Raw genomic sequence first — 18,906 nt, 5'->3', positions numbered from 1 at the left:
AATCCTCAACTGACTCTGGATAGGGCGGCCGGCGCGACTTCGACCACGCCGGCGCTGAGAAGGACGTCGATCTCCGCTCGCGTGAAACCACCGACCCGTTGCAGCACGTCTTCGCTGTCGGCGGCGTTGCTCGGAGCCTCCCGTGTGATGGCGAGCGGGCAGTCATCGAACTGCACGGGGAAGCCTTTCACCAGAGCTCCCTCCGGCGAACGTTGGAGCGCTTGGTCCCAGATTTCGCCGCGTCGCTCGAGCACCGCGCTGCCGTCTAGCGCCTCGGCGGCGGCGACACCCTCGGCCGCCAGGAGTTCGACAGCCCTAGATGCGGCATGGGTCCTCATCCACTCGCCAAGAGCGCGCGCCAAGCCATGTTCTTCCGTCGCAGAAACGAGCGGCCCAAGCCTTGAGATGTCGCTATTGCGCACCGAAACCGCGACCCAGGCGCCGTCAGCGCTCAGGAAGCAGTCCTGAAGGACGTAGGGCGCCTGGGCGTTGCCCTCGGGTCCAGCCGCCAGGCCGGCGCCGACGGCGACGAAGGCCTCGCCTGAAAGGTAGCTGGTCAATTCGCGCTGGGACAGGTCCAGATGCACGCCCGCGTCCCGCTCGTCCCGGCCGAGCCATGCCGTCATGATCATGGACGACGCGAACAGGGCGACGATCTGGTCGGGGTAGTTCAGGTCCACCCCGCTGAGCGTCGGCCAGCCGTCCTCATAGCCTGTGGTCCAGGCCAGCCCGCCCACCGCCTCCAGCGTCGAACCGTAGGAGACATAGCCCGCCTCCGGCCCGGTCTCGCCCTGGCTCGAGATCGAAGCGAGGATGATGTTGGGGTTGGCCGCCCGCAGGGTCTCGAAATCCAGGCCCAATTTCTGCAGCACGCCGCGCCGGAAGTTCTCCACCACCACGTCGCTCTTCTCAACCAGACGCAGGAAGGCGTTCCGGCCAAGCTCGTGCTTGAGGTTCAGGCTGAGGCCGAGCTTGTTGCGGTTGGTGGCGCGGAAGAAAGGCGACAGGCTGGGGTCCGCGTCGGCCGGCCGTTCCGACAGCCAGCGGCGGAAGGGATCGCGATAGGTCGGCGACTCGACCTTGATCACCTCGGCGCCGAAGTCGGCGAGCAGCGCGGAAGTGGCGGCTCCGGCCGTGATGATGCCCAGGTCGAGCACGCGGCACCCGCTCAGCGGCTTCACGACGCGGCTCCCGCAGCGAACCGCTGACCATTCCAGATCACCGGCGCGCTTGGCCTCAACACCGCGACGCCTCCCACCTGGACCCGTCGCAGGAAGTCGCGGGCCACATACTGCGGATCATGTTCCAGTTCGGCCGGCGACCAGACCGGTCCCAATGGAATCCGCTTCTCCAACGCCAGGTCGCGCAGCTGCTCGCGGCTCAGACCGATGAAGAAGTCCTCGATCGCCCCGGTGATTAGGGCGGCGTTGGCGCGCCGCACACTACGATCGTCGAAGCGGGGATCGCGCAGGCGGGGATCGTCTATGAGATCGCGCAGGATCGGCCAGTCGGCTTCGAGATAGACCACCGCCGTCCACCCATCCGAGCAGCGCACCGTGCGCCACTCGGCGGCGTGGCCGAGGCGGCTCGCGCTCCGCGCACCCCAGGTGGACATGGCCACACTCTTCCAGTTGAGCCATACCCCGACGTCGGCGAGGTTCACGCGCACCAGTCCCGTCCGGCTCCCCGCCTTCCGCGCGCATAGCGCAGCGGTGAACCCCATGTAGGCGGACAGGCCCCCAGCATAGGCGAGCTGGCGCCCTCCAAGACGCAGCGGACGCCGCTCCGGATCGCCGATCAGGTCTAGGAGCCCACAAGCCGCGGACAGGGTGAATTCACTGTCCAGATGCTCCCCCGCAGCGTCGCTCCGCATCGAGACCAACGCCCAGATCGCCTCTCCGGCATCTGGAAACGCCCGGTGCGCCATCCCATCAGCGAGCACAACGTCGGCCCCGCGGAGCAATGCCGCCAACCCTCCCTCGCCACTTGGCTCGTCTGACCAGCTGATCTTCCCGGCGTCGAGAAAATGCGAAAGCGTGCTTACGCCCTCCAAGCTTGGAGACATGGCGCGGCGCTCCGTCCGGGACCCCGGCGCAATGGTTACCTTGGCGCCGAGGTCGCTCGCGAGCCGCCCCGCGAACGACAGCGCAAGCTCGACGGCCAGCGGACAGTTCTGGGAGGTGTACTCAACTATGCGCACGCCGCTCAGCGGCCCTGGCCGAACATCTTCGGCTCCAGACAGTCCAGCCGCCAGTGTATGGTGCGCACGTAACAAGTTGATGGGGTCCCCTGCCCGCCCATGTCCTGCCGGACTCTCTTTCTGACGGGAGAGTTCCTCTGAGTTGGCCGGGTTAGAGTGTGTCTTGCGTCGGAGGGGGTCAACTGAGTTAGCGGCGGCCCTGCGTGATGTCAGCTCAACCAGGGCTCGCCCATGCATCCGCCATGTTTCTCACGACACCCAAGCTCAACGCACTGATCTAAGCGACGACATCCCCCCGGCTGAGGTCGATGCGTTTGCGGCTGGGCGCGTATGCCGCTAATCTCGTGTGAAAATAAATCAACTGGAGGAAACACCGTGGCGGTCAGACTGCCCCCCCTGAATGCGCTGCGGGCGTTCGAAGCCGCGGGTCGGAATCGAAGCTTCACCATCGCCGCCGACGAACTGCACGTCACCCCCGGCGCCATCAGCCGCCAGATCCGCACCCTGGAGGATCACCTCGGTTTTCCGCTATTCCTGCGCAGCCATCGCGAGGTGAAACTTACGCCCGACGCCGCCGCCTATCTCGAAACCATCACCGACGTGTTCGAACGGATGGAGCGCGCAACCTCGCGCATGATCGATACGCGCAAGCAACGGCTGCTGCACATCCACAACTCCATCACCTTCACCCTGCGCTGGCTGGTGCCCCGGTTGTCGGCCTTCCACATCGCCCATCCCAAGAACGAGATCCGCCTGTCGACGGCCCTTCCGTCTGCGGCGGACCTGTGCGCCTTCCCGACCGACGTCTCGATCCAGATCCGCGACGAGGCCAAGGTCACGGCCCTGCCCATGCTGATGCATCATCGGCTGGTCGACGTGGACCTGATCCCAGTCTGCTCTCCCGAATACAAGGCGCGTCTGGGCCTGGGCGACGATGTGGAAGCGCTGCAGAAGGCGACCCTGCTGCATTCGATGATGCGGGCCAACGACTGGGAGTCCTGGCTGGCCCATGTCGGCGCGCGTCAGGTCGACGCCAATTCGGGGATCAAGTTCGAGAGTTCCAGCCTGGCGCTTCAAAGCGCCATCGAGGGGGTAGGCATCTCGATCGCCAACCGCGCCTTCATCACCAAGGACTTGGAAAGCGGCCTGCTGATCGCCCCGTTCGCCACCAGCTTCAAGGACGGGAGCGCCTTCTACCTCTCCTATTCGCAGGCGGCCGCCAAGCTGCCCCAGGTGGCGGAGTTTCGCGACTGGATGATCGCGGAGGCGCGCGCCCAGGTCCTGGTCTAACGCGCATTCAATCGCCCTCGGATGCGGTTTGCTCAACCCTGGCGCCGAGATCCTGCGTTGAGCTTCGAGGCTTGGCGCCGCTAAGCCTGACAAAAGATCGCGAGGCGACGCAAATGGCCGAAGACTTTTCCCGACTGCCCGTGATGAAGGCCTGCTCCGCGCCACAGACGCCGTTGCCGCCCGGCGCCTGGGACTGCCATTCGCATGTGTTCGGGCCGTTCGACGCCTATCCGCTGCTGGAGTCCCGTCGCTACGATCCGCCCCTGTCCACCGGCGCGCAGTATCTGCGGATGCTCGACACGGTGGGGTTCCAGCACGGCGTGATCGTCCACCCCTCCGCCTACGGCTTCGACAACGCCTGCACCGGGGAGGCGCTTGAGCTGGCGTCCGACCGGCTCAGAGGCGTCTGCGTCGTCGACCCCGCCACGGACGAGGCGGAATTCCGGCGGCTCCACGCCCGGGGCTTCCGCGCCATCCGGTTCACGGTGACGGGCGCGCGGGTGCGCCAGTACGCGGGCTCGCTGGATTTCGACGACCTGAAGCGGCTGGCGCCGGCGATGAAGGCGCTAGGCTGGCATGCCCAGGTCTGGGGAACCTGCGCGGAGATCGTCAAGGCGGCCGACGACCTGGCGGGCTGCGGCGTGCCGGTGGTGTTCGACCATATGGGCTATTTCGACATTATGGCCGGGCCTCAGGGCGAGACCTTCCAGGCCTTCCTGGCGATGCTCCGGTCGGACAGTTTCTGGGTCAAGACCACCCCCATCCGGCTGACCAAGACCGATCCCACCTACGCCTCCGTACGCCCCTTCCACGACCTGCTGCTGGAGACAGCCCCCGACCGGGCGCTGTTCGGGTCCGACTGGCCCTATCTCAGCCTGGACGACGCGCGCCCGGACACCGGGCGGCTGGTGGACCTGTTCGACGCCTGGACCGCCGACATCGAGCTGCGGACCCAGGTGTTCGTCCACAATCCCGCCCGGCTGTACGGCGCGCCTTAGCTGCTTCATGGCTGCGAAAAGCTCAAGCGAGCTCCCAGACTTGTCGCTTGACCGACCGCCTCCCGCATCGTGAGTGTGCGAACAGGGCGGAGACCAACTCGCTCATGAGAACAATAAAATTGTGGAGGATGCCTGGAAGTCGTTGGCCGCGCCCTAGGGCGTCGTGAACTTCCCGGCGCTGCGTCGAGGTAGAGCGGATGAGCGTCCCTGACCGGACCAAGGAATTTACGTCCGCGAGCATCATCGCCGCGGTCGTGGCGTGGATCGGCATGTCGATCGGCCCGAACTCCATGGTGTCCGCTTCGATGAGCCTGTTCATCGCGCCGCTGACCAAGGAATTCCATCTCAGCCGGACCACGATCTCCGCCATCCTGCTGATCTCGCCCTGGACCACAGCGTTTTTCTCGCCGCTGGCGGGGCGGGCGATCGACAGGTTCGGCCTTCGCCGCGTGCTGCTGGCGGGGACGCTGCTGTTCGCCCTGGCCAGCATGTCGCGCGCCTTCGTCATGGCGCCCTGGCAGCTCGCGATCACCTTCTTCGTGGTCAGCATCGCCTCGGCGATGAACAGTTCGGTAGGTTACGCCAAGCTGGTCTCGCTCTGGTATTCGCACCATCGCGGCCTGATCCTAGGGCTTGTCACGGCCCTTGGCGCGGGCGCGGGCTCCGCCATCGTTCCGCAGGTGATGCGGGTGGTGATCCACGCCTACAATTGGCGGATCGCTTACTTCTCGCTCGGTGCCTATATATTGATCCTGCCGCTGCCACTGCTGTTCTTCATGATGCGCGAACCTGCCCGCAGCAACAACGTCGCCGATATCCGCCGCGCGGAAGCGAACCTGCCGGGGCTGACCCGGGCCCAGGCGATCCGCATGCCCACCTTCTGGCTGATCTTCGCGGCCATCTTCCTTGCCTCGATGGCCCTGATCGGCACTACCGCGCATGCAGTGCCGCTGCTGACCGAGCGCGGCTTCTCCTCCCTGATCGGCACCACCGCGATCTCGTGCTTCTTCTTCGGCGGCATCGCCGGCCAGCTCACCGCGGGGTTCGTGGCCGACCGCATCAATTCCCAGCGCGTGGTGCTGCCCTATTTCCTCTCCGCGCTGGTGGGCGCGATGATCGTGCATACGGCCACCCAGACCGGCGTCCTGCTCGGCGGCGCCCTGCTGATGGGGTTGGGCCAAGGCGCAGAGATCGCCTTCGCCGCCTACCTGACCTCGCGCTACTTCGGGCTGAAGGCCTATGGCGGAATCTACAGTCTGTTCTTCGCCGCCAGCAATGTCGGTATCGGAGTCGGTCTGATGACCATGGGCGTCGCCCATGACTATTTCGGCTCATATCGTCCGATGACCTACGTCTTCGGCGGAGCGCTGGCCCTCTCTTCGATATGCATCGCCCTTATCGGTCCCTACGCCTACGCCAGCCGCAGAGCGATCAATACGGCTGGTGCAGGTGGCCTTGGCCTTGGAGCGGCCAAGGTGGAGACGATCTGAAAAGGCCACGCCGACAGCGACTAGGCCCATACCCGTCATTGGAGCTGTCACCGGAAGTGGGCGTTCACCGGCGGCCGTAACCGTTCCGATTGCATGCGCCAAGTTGCCGGCGACCCCGCGCTTCTGATCTCTCCCGAACGCGCGGCGGCTTTCGTGATACGGCCGTCGCAAACGATAATTAAAGCTATCGTCGTTGGACACAAACCGGCGGCGCCCAGACACGCCCGCCCGATCCGCAACCTGCGTTCACACGCTGTCTGGTCGTACGAGGGCTTGGAATGACTAAGGGAATCCGGCGCGTCGGCGCCATGTTGGCGGCGCTCCTGACGGTGTTTTGCACGCCGCAGCTGGCCGCTGCTCTCCCGGATCGCGCATCGACGCCGCTACGCTCGGTCGCGCCGGACTTGGTGCTGACGGGAGAGATCGGGCCGCAGGACAAGCTCACCTTCCACGACGTCCCCTTCGCCGTGCCGCAGGGCGTGGTGCGGATCAGCGTCGAGTTCGACTACACCGAGCGCGACAAGCACACCGTCATCGACCTCGGAATCTCCGACCCCGACGGCGTGCGCGGCTGGAGCGGCAGCAACAAGTCGAGCTTCACCCTCTCGCGCACGGACGCCACGCCCTCCTACCTGCCCGGCGCCATCCACGCCGGAACTTGGAAACTGAATCTGTCCGTCTCCGCCATCCGACCGGACGTGCACGCGCGCTATACGGCCAGGGTCTGGTTCTGGCGCCACGGGGACATACCGGCGGTGTCGACCTTCTCCGCCGCGCCGCTGAAGACGGGCGCGCATTGGTATCGGGGCGACCTGCACATGCATACGGCCCACAGCGACGGCTCGTGCGCCAGCTTGACCGGGCGGCCGGTCCCCTGTCCGCTCTACCACACCGCCGAGGCGGCGGTGGCCCATGGCCTCGACTTCATCGCCCTGTCGGACCACAACACCGGCTCGCACTACGACGCCGTGCGCGAACTTCAGCCGGCGTTCGACACCTTGCTGATGATCCCGGCGGTCGAGGTCACCACCTTTCAGGGCCACGCCAACGTGTTTGGCACGACCGAGCCGGTCGACGCGCGGCTGGGCGGCCCCACCGTTTCCAATGTCGGTGCGATCCTGGACCAGGTGCACGACCTGCACGCCCTGATCTCGATCAACCACCCGACCTCCCCGACCGACGAGACCTGCCGCGGCTGCGGCTGGAGCGCGCCGGACACCGACTGGTCCAAGGTGCAGTCGATCGAGGTGTTGAACGCGGGCGAGTTGTGGGGCGCGATGGGCGATGCGCGGGTCAAGCGGCCGGGCGTCGCCTTCTGGCGTGACCTGCTCAACGAGGGCCATCACCTGACCGGCGTCGGCGGCAGCGACAATCACGACGTGGAGTTGGGTCGGCTCGGCGTCGGCTTCCCCACCACCGTGGTCTATGCGCCCGAGCTATCGGAACGCGCTGTCCTGGACGCGATCCGGGCCGGACACGTGTTCATCGACGCGCGCGGTTCGCGCGACGGCCTGCTGGAACTGACAGCTCAAGGCCCTTCCGGGCGGGCGATGATGGGCGACACCCTCGCCGCGCCGGCAGGCGCCAATTTACAGCTCAGCGTCCACGTCGCCCATGCGAAAGGGGGCCGGATCACTCTCGAGCGAGACGGCGCGCCCCTGACTCTCCCGGACGCCGTGATCGCCAGCGACGACGAAGTGAAAACCCTTCAACTCGCCGCCGACGGTAAATCCCATTGGATAAGCGCGGACGTCTCGATCGGAGGGCGACCCGTTCTGATCGGAAACCCGATCTATCTGGCTCCCTGACCACGTCGAGCAAGGCCGCGCCAGGTCGAAAGGGCGAGACTTCAAGTCGAAGGTCTCGCCAGCATGGTCTCGACCTCGCGCTCGGCCGCCGCCCTGGTCTGGGCGTCCCTAACGCCGCTGCCGGGGCTGGTGAAACCGACGTGCACGCCCTTCACGCGCCCGTCGCGACCGACAAAGAAGGTGGTGGGCCAGGCGCTGAGATTGACGGCCTGGGGCAGCTTCTCGTGAACGGCCTTCGGGTCTCCGGCCAACAGGACGGTGTAGGTGATCCCATAGCGCTGGACGAAGGCGCGCAGGCGCTGGGGATCGGCGAGTTGGTCCGGTTGCTCGAAGTCCAGCGCCACGACCTCCAGCCCCTGCCGGTGATGCTTGGCGTAGAGCGCCTGAAGGAAGGGCGCTTCGTCGTGGCAGTTGGGACACCAGCTGCCCATCACATCCACAACCACTACCTTGCCGCGGAAACGCGCGTCCGTGTTGGCGACCTTATGTCCAGCTAGATCGGGAAAGGCGAACGCGAAGGGCGCGGAAGGGTCTTTCACTCCGGTAAACCGGGTGGGATCGGCCGGCGCGAGGCCTTGCGCCAACGCCGCCTTCGGACGGAGCCCAACCAGATCGGCATGGCCGTCGCTATCGGTCAGGTCGAGCTTGAGCCGTCCGTCGGGCTGGACCCGTATCTCAAGCAAGGCGGGCCGTTCGCCCGCGAAGTGCGACAGGTGAAAGGCCCCGTCGACATAGCGCCCGTTCAGGGTCCCGGTATCGCCATCGACCCTTAGAATGGCCGCGCTGATTTCGCCGCCTGCCTGATGCACGATCAGCCGCCAAGCCTGCTCGCCCTTCGCGCTGGCCTTGGGGACGATCCACTCGCCGGAGATCGATGGCGCGTGGGGCGCCGCCGGCACGCCTGGAGCGCCCTTGACCGCATGGATCGGGATCGCCGTGTGATTGCGCGTGTAGGTGCCATCCAGAACGCCACCGTCCACCGATACGTCCAGCGTCGCGGCGTAACTTGGAAACAATAGGAGCAGCCGCCCCGACGCGATCGTCCCCGGAGCCGACGGATTGGTGGGCCGCGTTCCATCGAAGAACGTCGCCCGCACCACGCCGCTCCGTTCGGCAAGATCGAGGCGGAAGGGGATGTCGGCCCCATTGACCTTGGCTACGGCGCTCCAGCCTCCGCTGAGGGTTGCAGCCGGACCTGCCAAGGTCGGCGGCGGCGCCACGGTCAATGCAGTCGCCACCGCCACGGCCAGATAGACAGCCCTGATCATTTATATTGTTCCGCCATCGCGCTGCGACAGTTCGGTCGCTTCCCAGCAGCAGCACTCGGACTTGAGACCCGCAAACCAGGACTTCGGGGCCCCTCTTCAGTTTTCCTGCGCCCCAGGCGAAACGTCGCCCAAATCCTGTCCCCACATAGCGTTGCGCAACGGGACCCAGCTTCTCTGAAGACGAAGCAAGTCTCTCTGGGTTGCTTGCAAACCCCTCGGTCCGCCTGATCGCATCATGACCTCGTGGACGATGCCGGCGTGTTGACACCCATAAATCCAAACCCGACGAAGGATGATCGCAGCGACGCCGACGTTCGCGGACGCGATAGACGAATGGGCGCGGTCGAATGGCCTACGATCGGGATCGCACTGACCATCTACGTCGGATGGTTCGCCCTGACCTTCTTCCATCACCTCGTCCCGATCGCCCTGCGCGTCATTGCAGGCGGATGGCTGGTGGCCTGGCATGGTTCGCTTCAGCACGAGGCGATCCACGGACATCCGACCCGATCGCGGCGAGTGAACACGGCGCTGGCGATCTGGCCGCTAGCCCTATGGCTGCCGTTCGAGATTTATCGCCGCTCTCACCTGGATCATCACGCGGCGGAACACCTGACGCTACCGGGCTCGGATTGCGAGACGCGTTACCTACCTCCGCCCAAAAACGCCTGGGCGCGCGCCCACTATGTGCTGGAGGCGGTCCAGGCGCCTCTGCTCGGAAGGCTCCTGATCGGCCCCTTCGTCACTGTCGGCCGATTCCTGGCGCAGGAGACAGTTCTGGTGATCGGCGATGCTGGGCGCGCGAAAATCTGGTGCGAGCATCTGGGTCTGGCGCTCGGCGTTATCGCCTGGGTGGTGGGGGTCTGCGGAATGGGTCTGGGCGAATACCTGCTGACCTTCGTCTATCCGGGCGTCGCCCTGTCGCTGTTGCGCTCGTTTGCCGAACACCGCGCCCATGAAGATCCCGGGCGCCGGATCGCAGTCGTCGAGAAGGCGCCGGTGCTGGGCCTGCTCTACCTGAACAACAACCTCCACGTGGTCCATCACGCCGATCCGGGCGCCGCCTGGTATCGCCTGCCCCTGCTTTATCGTCGCCACCGGGCCGAGGTTCTCGACCGGGGCGGCCCCGTCTATGCGGGCTATCGCGAAATATTTGGGCGTTACCTCCTGCGTCCGCACGATCGGCTGGTCCACCTGGCGCTCGACGAAGGCGGAACGTCATGACCGCCCACAGCTTCGACTGGGCTCATATCGGAAAGGCCACAGGGGCGCTCGCCGCCCTGCCGATGTACGACTTCCCCGAACTGCAGCCCGCCACCGACGGCCTATGGGCTGCGATCCGAGATCGCCTGCAGACCACAGGTGTGGCTTGGGCGCCTCCCACGCTGACACGGAGCGGCGAGCTCGAGGCGCTCTGGAGCGACCCCCGTCTCCTGCTGACCCAGACGTGCGGCTACCCTTTGATGACGAAGCTGCGCGGTCGAGTGCGGCTGGTCGCGACCCCACACTACAAGGCGCGCGGCTGCGACGGTCCCTTCCATCGCGCTGCTGTCATCGTGCGCAAGACCGATCCGGCCCAGAATCTTGCGGACCTTCGCAAGACGAGACTGGCGTTGAACGCACCGGATTCCAACACCGGCATGAACCTGCTGCGCGCGGAGATCGCGCCGATCGCCGGTGGCTCAAGCTTCTTCAGCAATGTGATTTTGACCGGAAGTCACGCCGACAGCGTCGTAGCGGTGGCCAATGGCGTTGCGGACACAGCCTCCATCGATGGAGTCACCTGGGCCCTTATGCAGCGATTGCGGTCAAAATTGACGGATCAACTGAGAGTCCTGGCCTGGACCTCCCAGAGCCCCGGCCTTCCGCTGATCACTGGCCGCCTAACAGACCTCGCCACCTTCCAGGCGATGCGTACGGCATTGGAGGACGTCGTCCACGATTCGGCCCTCGCGTCAGTCCGAAATGAGCTGCTTATCGTGAGCTTTCATCCACTTTCCGAAGCCTACTATCATGGGCTGATGTATTTCGAGCAGATGGCTATAGATCAAGGATATCCCGCTCTGAAGTAATACCGCGCCCGAACCCAAAGCGAGCAGACAAGAGCTAAAGTCCATCCAAGGCGACGGCCCTATTGGAAAGTCGACGCCCATGGTTGTCAGCCAACAATCCACGGTAAGCGAATAGCAGACCGAGCCAGGGGTGGGCGACGACGACGCGGAAACGATAGCGACCGGCCTCCTCTTGCGCCCTCGCCCGCATCAACGGCGCCAACCCCAGGGGTAGGTCCAGACCCAGGATGCCCCACCTCGACAAGACCCATGTGACGCCCTGACGTGAAGGCTGCAGATCGAAGCCAAATCTCAGCGGTCCGAAACGCTCCTCAAAGGCGCCAAGCTCCCGTCCCTGGACAAGCCTGGACGAAAAACGCGCCGCCCCGAAACGCCGCGTCCAGGTCTCACCCCGTTCATCCGGGGCGATTTTCACCTCGACATCCGAGCGCCCCGATGAGGGAAGGCCGAGCACTCGGCGCATGATCCGAGCGGAGAAGGAAGAGCCCGCCCGCGCAACGGCGTCGCCTCTGAAGGTCATGGGCGCCATGCCCGCATGCACGGCCTGGACCGCCATCGGCAGTTCGGCAAATCGCCGCCCCAGCAGCCTTCGGTACAGTGCGGGGCTGGAGGGATGGCTCTCGTGGCGGATCGTCGTGATCGGGTAGGGATCGAGTTCGCGGACAATGGCCTCTAGCGGCAAAAGACCGGCGGCGGTCATCGCGCCCCGTCTCGCCTCCCGCCCCTCCAGCATCGCCCGGATCAGCGCCGCGATGGGCGCAACCGGCGTATTGGGGCCGGCGTTGGCGTCTGCGCACAGGGCCCAACGCGCGTAGATCGGCTCGTCGTCGCCGTCCCTTCCCTTGGCCTCGACGATCATGCCGCCGCGGTCGGAGCCAAAGGGGACGAACAGGCCGGCCGCGGCCCGGAGCAACGGAGCGAGCGGCGCCAACGAGCGGACCAGCCCAAGGCGCACCGTCCATCCGAGGAAGGCGAGGCCCAGATGCATTGGTGCGAGCTCAAGCCCCGCCATGAACAGCGCGCTCCCCTGGACGGGAAAGCACGCTGGCAGGAGATCCAGATCGGGCGTCTCGCAGATCGACGCCCAGCGGCTTCCCAGGCCTGGCATCCGGACCCGCCGCAACCCCGACCAGCCCGCCGCCTCGCTCCAGCAGCCATCGCGGAAAATCCACACGGGGAGCCCGACGTAGCTCAGGATCGCTTGGACCACGGCGAGCCCCCGCGGCGCACGCGCACCTGGCGAAATGACCACCCTCACCTCGTCGAGCCGCCGCCAGCCGTCGCATAGCTGGTGCAGCGCGGCGTGCGACAGGGCCGGCGTAGAGCTCGCTCCGGTCACAGCCAGCACGCCGGCCACGGTCGCCCCCGGGCCAAGCGCCTCCGCGAACCCGGCGACGAACGCCCGTCCGTCGGAGATGTCGATGTAATGCGCGCCCGCGCTCACGGAGGTTTCAGCCAGATCGTAGCCGCTGTCCTGGAACGGTCCCGCCACGTCGACCACCAGCCAGGGCTGAAGCCGCCCGAGCATTTCCGGCTGTGCGCGATCGAAAGACACCGTCGAGACCGTGGCGCCGCCGTCTAGGACGAGCACGTCACGCAGGTGCTCCAATGCCGGCAGATTGCGGGCGGCGAGCACCAACTCGATCTCGGGCATGTCGGCGAGCATCGCCGCGAGCCGAGAACCAAAGACGCCGGTGGCGCCGACGAGAACGACCCGCTTCGTCATTCGGCCGGAGGCGCCACTTCGAGGAAACGCGCCCGCGTGGCGGGCGGCGGGATCATGCAGGTCTGTCGCTTGCCCAGCAGACGATAGCGATGGCGCGCCGTCCAGCGGTAAACACCATCGCGCAAAGGCCGCGGGATCACGACGAGAAAACGAAGCCAACGCCATGGCCTGGGAAGTCGGGTCAGCATCGCCGCGATCGCATCCGTCCCCTCGAGCACGCGCCCCTTGTCGAAGAACAGAAAGGTCGCCGGATCGAACGGGTCGACCCCGTTGGCCTCGCAAAGCAAGCGGCCGAACGGCGACTGCATGGCGGCGAACCGGATCAGGCCTTGCCGATCCACCGCCGTTACGAAACGCACGTAACCCGAGCAGAGATTGCACACGCCATCGAACACCATCACTCCATCGAGACCGACCGGCTCGACGGAAGCTGTGATGGGCGAAGGTGCGGTGGGCTCCATCCGATCACCATAGCTCGGCTTTCCTGAAGACAGGATACATCTGCCACCCCCGCCCCTGGCAGCGCAGGAGGGGCTGGCGTGACGTGCAAGCTCATTTGCTCATGTCCCCTTGACGATAGGGGCGCCGCGCAGACTCTTCCTTCATTCCACAGGGGAATATTGATGAATCGATTGGCCGCCATGGAGGCGTTTGTCCGGGTCATAGACACTGGATCGTTCACCGCCGCTGGGCGCCAGCTGCGCATCGGGCAGCCGGCGGTCTCCAAGATCATCGCGCAGCTGGAAGAGAGCGTCGGCGTCAAACTCCTGTTGCGCACCACACAGGGGCTGGCGGCGACGGAGGCGGGCGAGACCTTCTACGGGCACGCCAAACGCTCGATCGAAGAAGCCGACGAAGCGGTGCTCAGGGCGCGGGGCGCGGGGGCGGCGCTGACGGGACGCCTGCGGATTTGTGGAGCGGTGACCTTCGGCCGGCTGCACGTTGTTCCGCGGCTTCCCAAGTTCCTCGCCATGCACCCCGAGCTTGATGTCGAGGTGTTTCTCGACGACCGTAATCTCGACTTGGTGGAAGCGGGGATCGACGTCGCGCTACGGATGGGCGACCTGCAAGACTCCTCGCTCACCGCCCGCAAGATCGGCCAAAGTCCTCGCGTGGTGGTGGGCGCTCCAAGCTATTTCGAGACTGCGGGCGAGCCCACAACCCCAACCGAATTGCTCGCACATCAGGCGGTGATCTACGACCAGCGCGGCGGCGGCGCGGTCTGGGCGTTCAACCAGGGTACTGCGGAAAGCGTGGTGACGATCAAGGGTCGCGTGCGGCTCACAGCGGCGGAGGGCGTGCGGGAGGCTGTCTTCGCGGGGATGGGCTTCGCCATCGCCTCCGAGTGGATGTTTGCGCCGGAGATCGCCTCGGGCCGGGTCAGGCGCGTGCTCCACGATTGGCGCCTGCCCGCGACCGATCTCTGGGCGGTGTTCCCGACCGGCCGAAATGCGAGCACCAAGGCCCGCGTCTTCGCCAGCTTCATCGAGCAGGAGCTTGGCTCAACCTTCCAAAGCGAAGCGGCCGCCTCGACATAAGGGGCGAGCACGGTCCGCCTCGCAAGGACGACGTTCTTCAGCCTGGCCGTGGCCGCCGCGCCGCAGCGCTCGCCATGCCAATTTGGAATGACCCTCATTCCCATTCGCCGGCTTACCGAACCCCCGCCTCCGCTGCATCTATCCGCTCGAACGCCGTCATCGTGACGACGGACAGTGGAGCACCCCATGTCCAACCTAAGTGGAAAAGTCGCCGTCATCACGGGCGGATCGAGCGGCATTGGCCTGGCGACGGCCAAGCGCTTCGTCGACGAAGGCGCTTACGTCTTCATCACCGGCCGTCGCCAGGCCGAACTCGACAAGGCCAAGGCCGAGATCGGCAGGAACGTAACCACGGTCCAGGGCGACGTGGCCAACCTAGCGGACCTGGATAGGCTGTACGCCCAGGTGAAAGCCGAGAAGGGCGTGGTCGATATCGTATTCGCCAGCGCAGGCTTCATCGAGCATGCGCAGATTTTCGACCTGTCCGAAGCCCACTATGACAAGACCCTGGACATCAATCTGAAGGGCGTCGTCTTCACGGTCCAGAAGGCGTTGCCGCTGATGACCCGCGGCGGTTCGATCATCGCCGTCTCCTCCATCATCAATGTGAAGGGCGTTCCCGCCCACGGTATGTACGGCGCCGCCAAGGCTGGCGTCCGGTCCCTCGTGCGCACCTGGGCCCAGGAGCTCAAGGACCGTGGCATCCGCGTGAACACGCTGAGCCCCGGCGCTACCGAAACGCCGATCATCCGCGGTCAGTTCGACAACGACGAAGCGTCGGAAGCCGCCAAGAAGGTGTTCGCCTCCATGACCCCGCTCGGCCGTATTGGTCGCCCGGAGGAGCTCGCCGCAGCCGCATTCTTCCTGGCCTCCGACGAGTCGAGCTACGTCACCGGCATCGACCTGCCGGTCGATGGCGGCCTAGCCCAGGTCTAAACGAGATCCATCCGGCGCCACCCAGGGCCGGCGAGCCTAGAGCCGGTCCTGGAACGCCTCTACTGCTGGAGAACATCGAAGCCTGCCTGCGTCGCCGGCCCGTCACCGAAAAGAAAATTCTAGATGTCCGTTTAATTTGTGATGACCCGCGAGGAGACCGTCACGGCGACTTCTTCCGACGACGATGGGCAGCGACCTTGGCGCGGTTTCCACAAACCCCCATGCTGCACCAGCGGCGGGCTCGGCCTCGAGTGTGATCGGCGAACACCAGCGTGCAGTTCTGCCCCTCGCAGGCCTTGATGTGGGTGAAGTCCTCTTCCACCACTACCCGCGCCAGCGCCTCGCCAATTGGGATCAGCAGCGATTCCGGCGAGCGCCATCGCCTCGCCGACTCGAGAGCGAGATGGTCGCCGTCTCGATGGAAAACGATCCGGCCATAGGCCTCATCACGCTCGAGCAGTCGATTTAACGGCTCCAAGTCTTTGACGGCGTCCGACCCAAGCGGGCGGCCCCTCCAGTCTCGTACGAAACCCCTGAACCACTCGCGCAGGTCGCGCGCCTGACCTGCCACCCGGTCCAGCTCGCTTGGCATTGCACGCGCTGCGATCTCCCGCAACGCATCGGCGGGCACGAGGCCGCCCTGGCGTAGCCAGCTGATCAAACCAGGGCCGTCGGCGATCCAGTCGACTAACGCATCCGTCGGCGTGGCCACGGAGTTCAGGAAGTCGAGGCCGCGCGCATCGGCGACGAACATGGCAGGCGGATCGAGGGACATGGCGTCGGTCTTTCAGAGCTTCTCGGCTGCCTGGATACGTAACCTGTAAATACGTTGTTGACAAGTTACATGACCAGAGCGTAACCCTATTAAGGCGCTCAATGCGGTGTCGCATCTCGCCAGCCCATCGCGGAAGTGGAAAAGGGAGGAAGCCTTATGAGCACCAATGACGTCACTGTGGTGCTTGCCCATGGAGCTTGGGCGGACGGATCAAGCTGGGCGCGTGTCATCGAACGGCTCCGATCGGAAGGCCAGCGAGCCGTCGCCGCGCCCCTACCGCTGACGACGCTCGACGATGACGTCGCTGCGCTGGACCGTACCATCGAGCGGGCCGGCGGCCCGGTCGTGCTCGCGGGCCACGCCTATGCGGGAGCCGTGATCGGCGCCACCCGCTCGAAACGGGTCAAGGCGCTGGTCTATGTGGCCGCCCTCGCCCCTGATGCGGGCGAGACGGTCGCCGACGTGTTCTACCGGACCGAGCCACATCCCCTGGCGCCAAGGCTAGCCCCGGATGCAGACGGGCTGATCTGGCTGCCGGAGGAGGCCTTCGCGACTGCTTTCGCGCCACAAGCGTCGGAGGCCGAACAGGCCGTCCTCGCCGCCGTGCAAAGGCCCATCGCCGCCGCCTGCATCGGCAAGCCCGTCGGGCGCCCCCTCTGGCGGGATATCCCGAGCCTATATCTGGTGGCGGAGGAGGATCGCATGATCTCTCACCTCAACCAGCGCTTCATGGCGGAACGAATGGGCGCCCGCACGATATCCCATCCCGTCGATCACACTCCGATGGTCGCCCGGCCCGATCTCGTGGCCGCCGCGATCCTCGACGCGTTTCCTCGCTGAGAGGCTGGAGATACGGGCTGAAGGCCGACCGATGGAGGGCCGCCCTCGCCCCTTAAGACACCTCAGTAACTGCTTTATGGCAGTTACCACACAAGGAGAAATGCCATGAGTTCGATCACTTACAACAACGTTGACGTCGACGGACTGAAGCTCTTCTACCGCGAGGCGGGGGCTTCGAATGCGCCCAAGCTCCTGCTGCTGCACGGCTTCCCCACGTCCAGCCACATGTTCAGGGACTTGATTCCTCTTCTGGCCGATCGCTTCCACGTCATCGCGCCCGACCTGCCGGGCTTCGGACGGTCTGACACCCCCAAGGCCAACACCTTCGACTCCATCGCCGACACCATCGAGCGCTTCACCGAGATCGTCGGCTTCGACCGCTTCGCCGTCTACGTCTTCGACTACGGGGCGCCGACTGGCTTTCGTCTCGCGATCCGCCACCCGGAGCGTATTACCGCGATCATCTCCCAGAACGGCAACGCCTATGTCGAGGGCCTGAGCGATGGCTGGAACCCGATCCGCGCCTACTGGGAGGAGCCGTCGGAGATAAACAGAAACGCCCTGCGGGCGATGCTGACGCCGGAGACCACCTACTGGCAGTACAGTCATGGCGTGGCGGACCCGACACGGATTTCCCCGGATGGCTACACTCTGGACGATTACTATCTGACCCGCGAAGGCGCGGCGGATGTGCAGCTCGATCTGTTCGGGGACTACAAGAGCAATGTCGCGCTCTACCCGACCTTCCAACAGTATTTCCGGACCCACGCGCCACGGTTCCTCGCGGTCTGGGGAAGGAACGATCCGTTCTTCCTTCCGCCGGGCGCAGAGGCGTTCAAGCGCGACATCCCCGGCGCCCAGGTGAACTTCTTCGACACCGGCCACTTTGCGCTCGAGACCCACGCAACCGAGATCGCCGAGGCAATCCGGAAATTCCTCGGCTGAGCATCAGCGGGGCGGACGCGGCCTCCCCGCCGCCGCCCCGCTTCAATCCCGAAGCTCGCCGAAGATGTGGCCAGAATCCATGCGAACAAAGGAGACGGAAATGAGCAAGACGGTGGCGATCGTGACCGGCGCTAGCCAGGGTATCGGCGGCGCGACGGCTGTGCGACTGGCCCGAGACTTTTCGGCGCTGGTGCTGGTGGCTAGAAACCAAGACAAGCTGGATGAGACGGCGCGGCTGGTTCGTGAGGCCGGGGCCGAGGCGCTGACGATTGCAGTCGACCTGTCCGAGGCGTCTGCTGCGAAGCGCATCGTCGACGACACCCTCGCCAAGTTCGGTCGGATCGACGCTCTGCTCAACATCGCCGGAGCGGTTCCCCAGATCGACCTGTTCGAGATGACCGACGCGCAATGGGACGCGGGGCTGGCGCTCAAGCTGCATGGGGCGCGCCGCCTGACCATTGCCGCGTGGCCGGCGCTCAGGGCCGCCAAGGGCTCGGTAGTCCTGATCTCGGGCAACTCGGCGATCTTCCCCAAAGCGCCCTACGCCGCGGTCGGAACCATCAACGCGGCGATCGTGGCGCTGGCCAAGGCGTTCTCGGATCGCGGCATCGAGGACGGCGTGCAAGTGAACAGCGTCCTGCCGGGCGCAGTGATGACCGGCCGCCGCCGCTCCTACCTGGAACATTGGGCCCCGCTCCACGGCATGACGCTCGAGGAAGCCACGGCTAGGTTTCCGAAGGAGGCGGCGATCGCCCGTTACGGCGAGCCCGCGGAGATCGCCGACCTGATGGCGTTCCTCGTTTCGCCGGCCGCAAAGTGGATGACGGGCTCAGCGCTCCGTATGGACGGCGGGGAGGTCAAGTCGATCTAAGGCAAGATGCGAAACGCGCCGGCATCCCCATTCCCTGACGGAGAAGGTTCAAGCAGGGCTGGACTGCGCTTGCACTGTAGTTCCGCGCCCCAATGGGCCGCTGGAGCTGTTGCCGCCGACGTGCTGGATTCTGCGCGGACAGGGGGCGT

General features: G+C 65.6%; 17 protein-coding genes. 11 read left to right on the top strand and 6 right to left on the bottom strand.

From position 1 onward, the window contains the following. Positions 1-5: 5 nt before the first annotated feature. On the bottom strand, positions 6-1,181 hold the full coding sequence (locus tag GSQ87_RS07525) for a CaiB/BaiF CoA-transferase family protein (RefSeq protein WP_158914893.1): 1,176 nt from the start codon (positions 1,179-1,181) through the stop codon (positions 6-8). Further along, positions 1,178-1,873: a CoA transferase gene (locus GSQ87_RS07520; protein WP_158914892.1), complete on the bottom strand. Its 696-nt coding sequence runs from the start codon at positions 1,871-1,873 to the stop codon at positions 1,178-1,180. The genes GSQ87_RS07525 and GSQ87_RS07520 overlap by 4 nt, the downstream gene beginning before the upstream one ends. A gap of 702 nt (positions 1,874-2,575) precedes the next feature. Here GSQ87_RS07520 and GSQ87_RS07515 point away from each other — a divergent pair. The 4 genes from GSQ87_RS07515 (at position 2,576) to GSQ87_RS07500 (ending at position 7,786) form a co-directional block, all read left to right on the top strand. Next, entirely contained in the window at positions 2,576-3,490 is a 915-nt protein-coding gene (locus GSQ87_RS07515) for a LysR family transcriptional regulator (protein ID WP_158914891.1), read from the top strand. A 113-nt stretch (positions 3,491-3,603) separates the two neighbouring features. Then, entirely contained in the window at positions 3,604-4,488 is an 885-nt protein-coding gene (locus GSQ87_RS07510; protein WP_158914890.1) for an amidohydrolase, read from the top strand. A gap of 197 nt (positions 4,489-4,685) precedes the next feature. Then, the gene (locus GSQ87_RS07505; protein WP_158914888.1) at positions 4,686-5,978 is read left to right on the top strand and encodes an MFS transporter; all 1,293 of its coding nucleotides are present in this window, start codon (positions 4,686-4,688) and stop codon (positions 5,976-5,978) included. A 278-nt stretch (positions 5,979-6,256) separates the two neighbouring features. Then, positions 6,257-7,786, top strand: a complete 1,530-nt coding sequence (locus tag GSQ87_RS07500) for a CehA/McbA family metallohydrolase (protein ID WP_216839122.1) — start codon at positions 6,257-6,259, stop codon at positions 7,784-7,786. Positions 7,787-7,827: 41 nt separating this feature from the next. On the opposite strand, the gene GSQ87_RS07495 is transcribed toward GSQ87_RS07500, so the two are convergent. Beyond that, positions 7,828-9,054: a TlpA disulfide reductase family protein gene (locus GSQ87_RS07495; protein ID WP_158914886.1), complete on the bottom strand. Its 1,227-nt coding sequence runs from the start codon at positions 9,052-9,054 to the stop codon at positions 7,828-7,830. A gap of 333 nt (positions 9,055-9,387) precedes the next feature. Between GSQ87_RS07495 and GSQ87_RS07490 the strand changes: the two genes are divergently transcribed. After that, positions 9,388-10,278 carry a fatty acid desaturase gene (locus GSQ87_RS07490; protein ID WP_158914884.1) on the top strand — a complete coding sequence of 297 codons (891 nt, stop codon included), beginning with the start codon at positions 9,388-9,390 and terminating at the stop codon, positions 10,276-10,278. After that, positions 10,275-11,126 carry a phosphate/phosphite/phosphonate ABC transporter substrate-binding protein gene (locus GSQ87_RS07485; RefSeq protein ID WP_158914882.1) on the top strand — a complete coding sequence of 284 codons (852 nt, stop codon included), beginning with the start codon at positions 10,275-10,277 and terminating at the stop codon, positions 11,124-11,126. Before GSQ87_RS07490 ends, GSQ87_RS07485 begins: the two co-directional genes overlap by 4 nt. Before the next feature lie 34 nt (positions 11,127-11,160). Here the strand turns inward: GSQ87_RS07485 and GSQ87_RS07480 are convergent, their stop codons facing one another. Both GSQ87_RS07480 and GSQ87_RS07475 read right to left on the bottom strand, forming a co-directional pair. Continuing rightward, entirely contained in the window at positions 11,161-12,852 is a 1,692-nt protein-coding gene (locus GSQ87_RS07480; protein WP_158917424.1) for an SDR family oxidoreductase, read from the bottom strand. After that, complete coding sequence (locus tag GSQ87_RS07475; RefSeq protein ID WP_254062813.1) at positions 12,849-13,250, bottom strand: thiol-disulfide oxidoreductase DCC family protein; 402 nt, start codon at positions 13,248-13,250, stop codon at positions 12,849-12,851. The genes GSQ87_RS07480 and GSQ87_RS07475 overlap by 4 nt, the downstream gene beginning before the upstream one ends. Before the next feature lie 225 nt (positions 13,251-13,475). Here GSQ87_RS07475 and GSQ87_RS07470 point away from each other — a divergent pair, with 225 nt between their 5' ends. Together GSQ87_RS07470 and GSQ87_RS07465 are read left to right on the top strand one after the other, a co-directional pair. Beyond that, on the top strand, positions 13,476-14,390 hold the full coding sequence (locus tag GSQ87_RS07470; RefSeq protein WP_158914878.1) for a LysR family transcriptional regulator: 915 nt from the start codon (positions 13,476-13,478) through the stop codon (positions 14,388-14,390). A gap of 186 nt (positions 14,391-14,576) precedes the next feature. Continuing rightward, the gene (locus GSQ87_RS07465; RefSeq protein ID WP_158914876.1) at positions 14,577-15,326 is read left to right on the top strand and encodes an SDR family NAD(P)-dependent oxidoreductase; all 750 of its coding nucleotides are present in this window, start codon (positions 14,577-14,579) and stop codon (positions 15,324-15,326) included. 160 nt (positions 15,327-15,486) lie between these two features. On the opposite strand, the gene GSQ87_RS07460 is transcribed toward GSQ87_RS07465, so the two are convergent. Beyond that, positions 15,487-16,101, bottom strand: a complete 615-nt coding sequence (locus GSQ87_RS07460) for a CGNR zinc finger domain-containing protein (RefSeq protein ID WP_158914874.1) — start codon at positions 16,099-16,101, stop codon at positions 15,487-15,489. A gap of 156 nt (positions 16,102-16,257) precedes the next feature. Here GSQ87_RS07460 and GSQ87_RS07455 point away from each other — a divergent pair, with 156 nt between their 5' ends. The 3 genes from GSQ87_RS07455 to GSQ87_RS07445 all read left to right on the top strand — a co-directional run bounded on the left by GSQ87_RS07455 (position 16,258) and on the right by GSQ87_RS07445 (position 18,757). After that, positions 16,258-16,941 (top strand): alpha/beta fold hydrolase, encoded by a 684-nt coding sequence (locus GSQ87_RS07455; protein WP_158914872.1) that lies wholly within the window; start codon positions 16,258-16,260, stop codon positions 16,939-16,941. A gap of 105 nt (positions 16,942-17,046) precedes the next feature. Next, entirely contained in the window at positions 17,047-17,886 is an 840-nt protein-coding gene (locus tag GSQ87_RS07450) for an alpha/beta fold hydrolase (RefSeq protein ID WP_158914870.1), read from the top strand. Positions 17,887-17,986: 100 nt separating this feature from the next. Next, the gene (locus GSQ87_RS07445) at positions 17,987-18,757 is read left to right on the top strand and encodes an SDR family oxidoreductase (RefSeq protein ID WP_158914868.1); all 771 of its coding nucleotides are present in this window, start codon (positions 17,987-17,989) and stop codon (positions 18,755-18,757) included. The last annotated feature ends 149 nt before the right edge of the window (positions 18,758-18,906 follow it).

It is taken from the genome of Caulobacter sp. S45 (assembly GCF_009765965.1).
Taxonomy (GTDB): domain Bacteria; phylum Pseudomonadota; class Alphaproteobacteria; order Caulobacterales; family Caulobacteraceae; genus CAHJWH01.
Note: the sequence above shows the minus strand (reverse complement) of the source record. Positions and strands in the feature narration are given on the sequence as shown.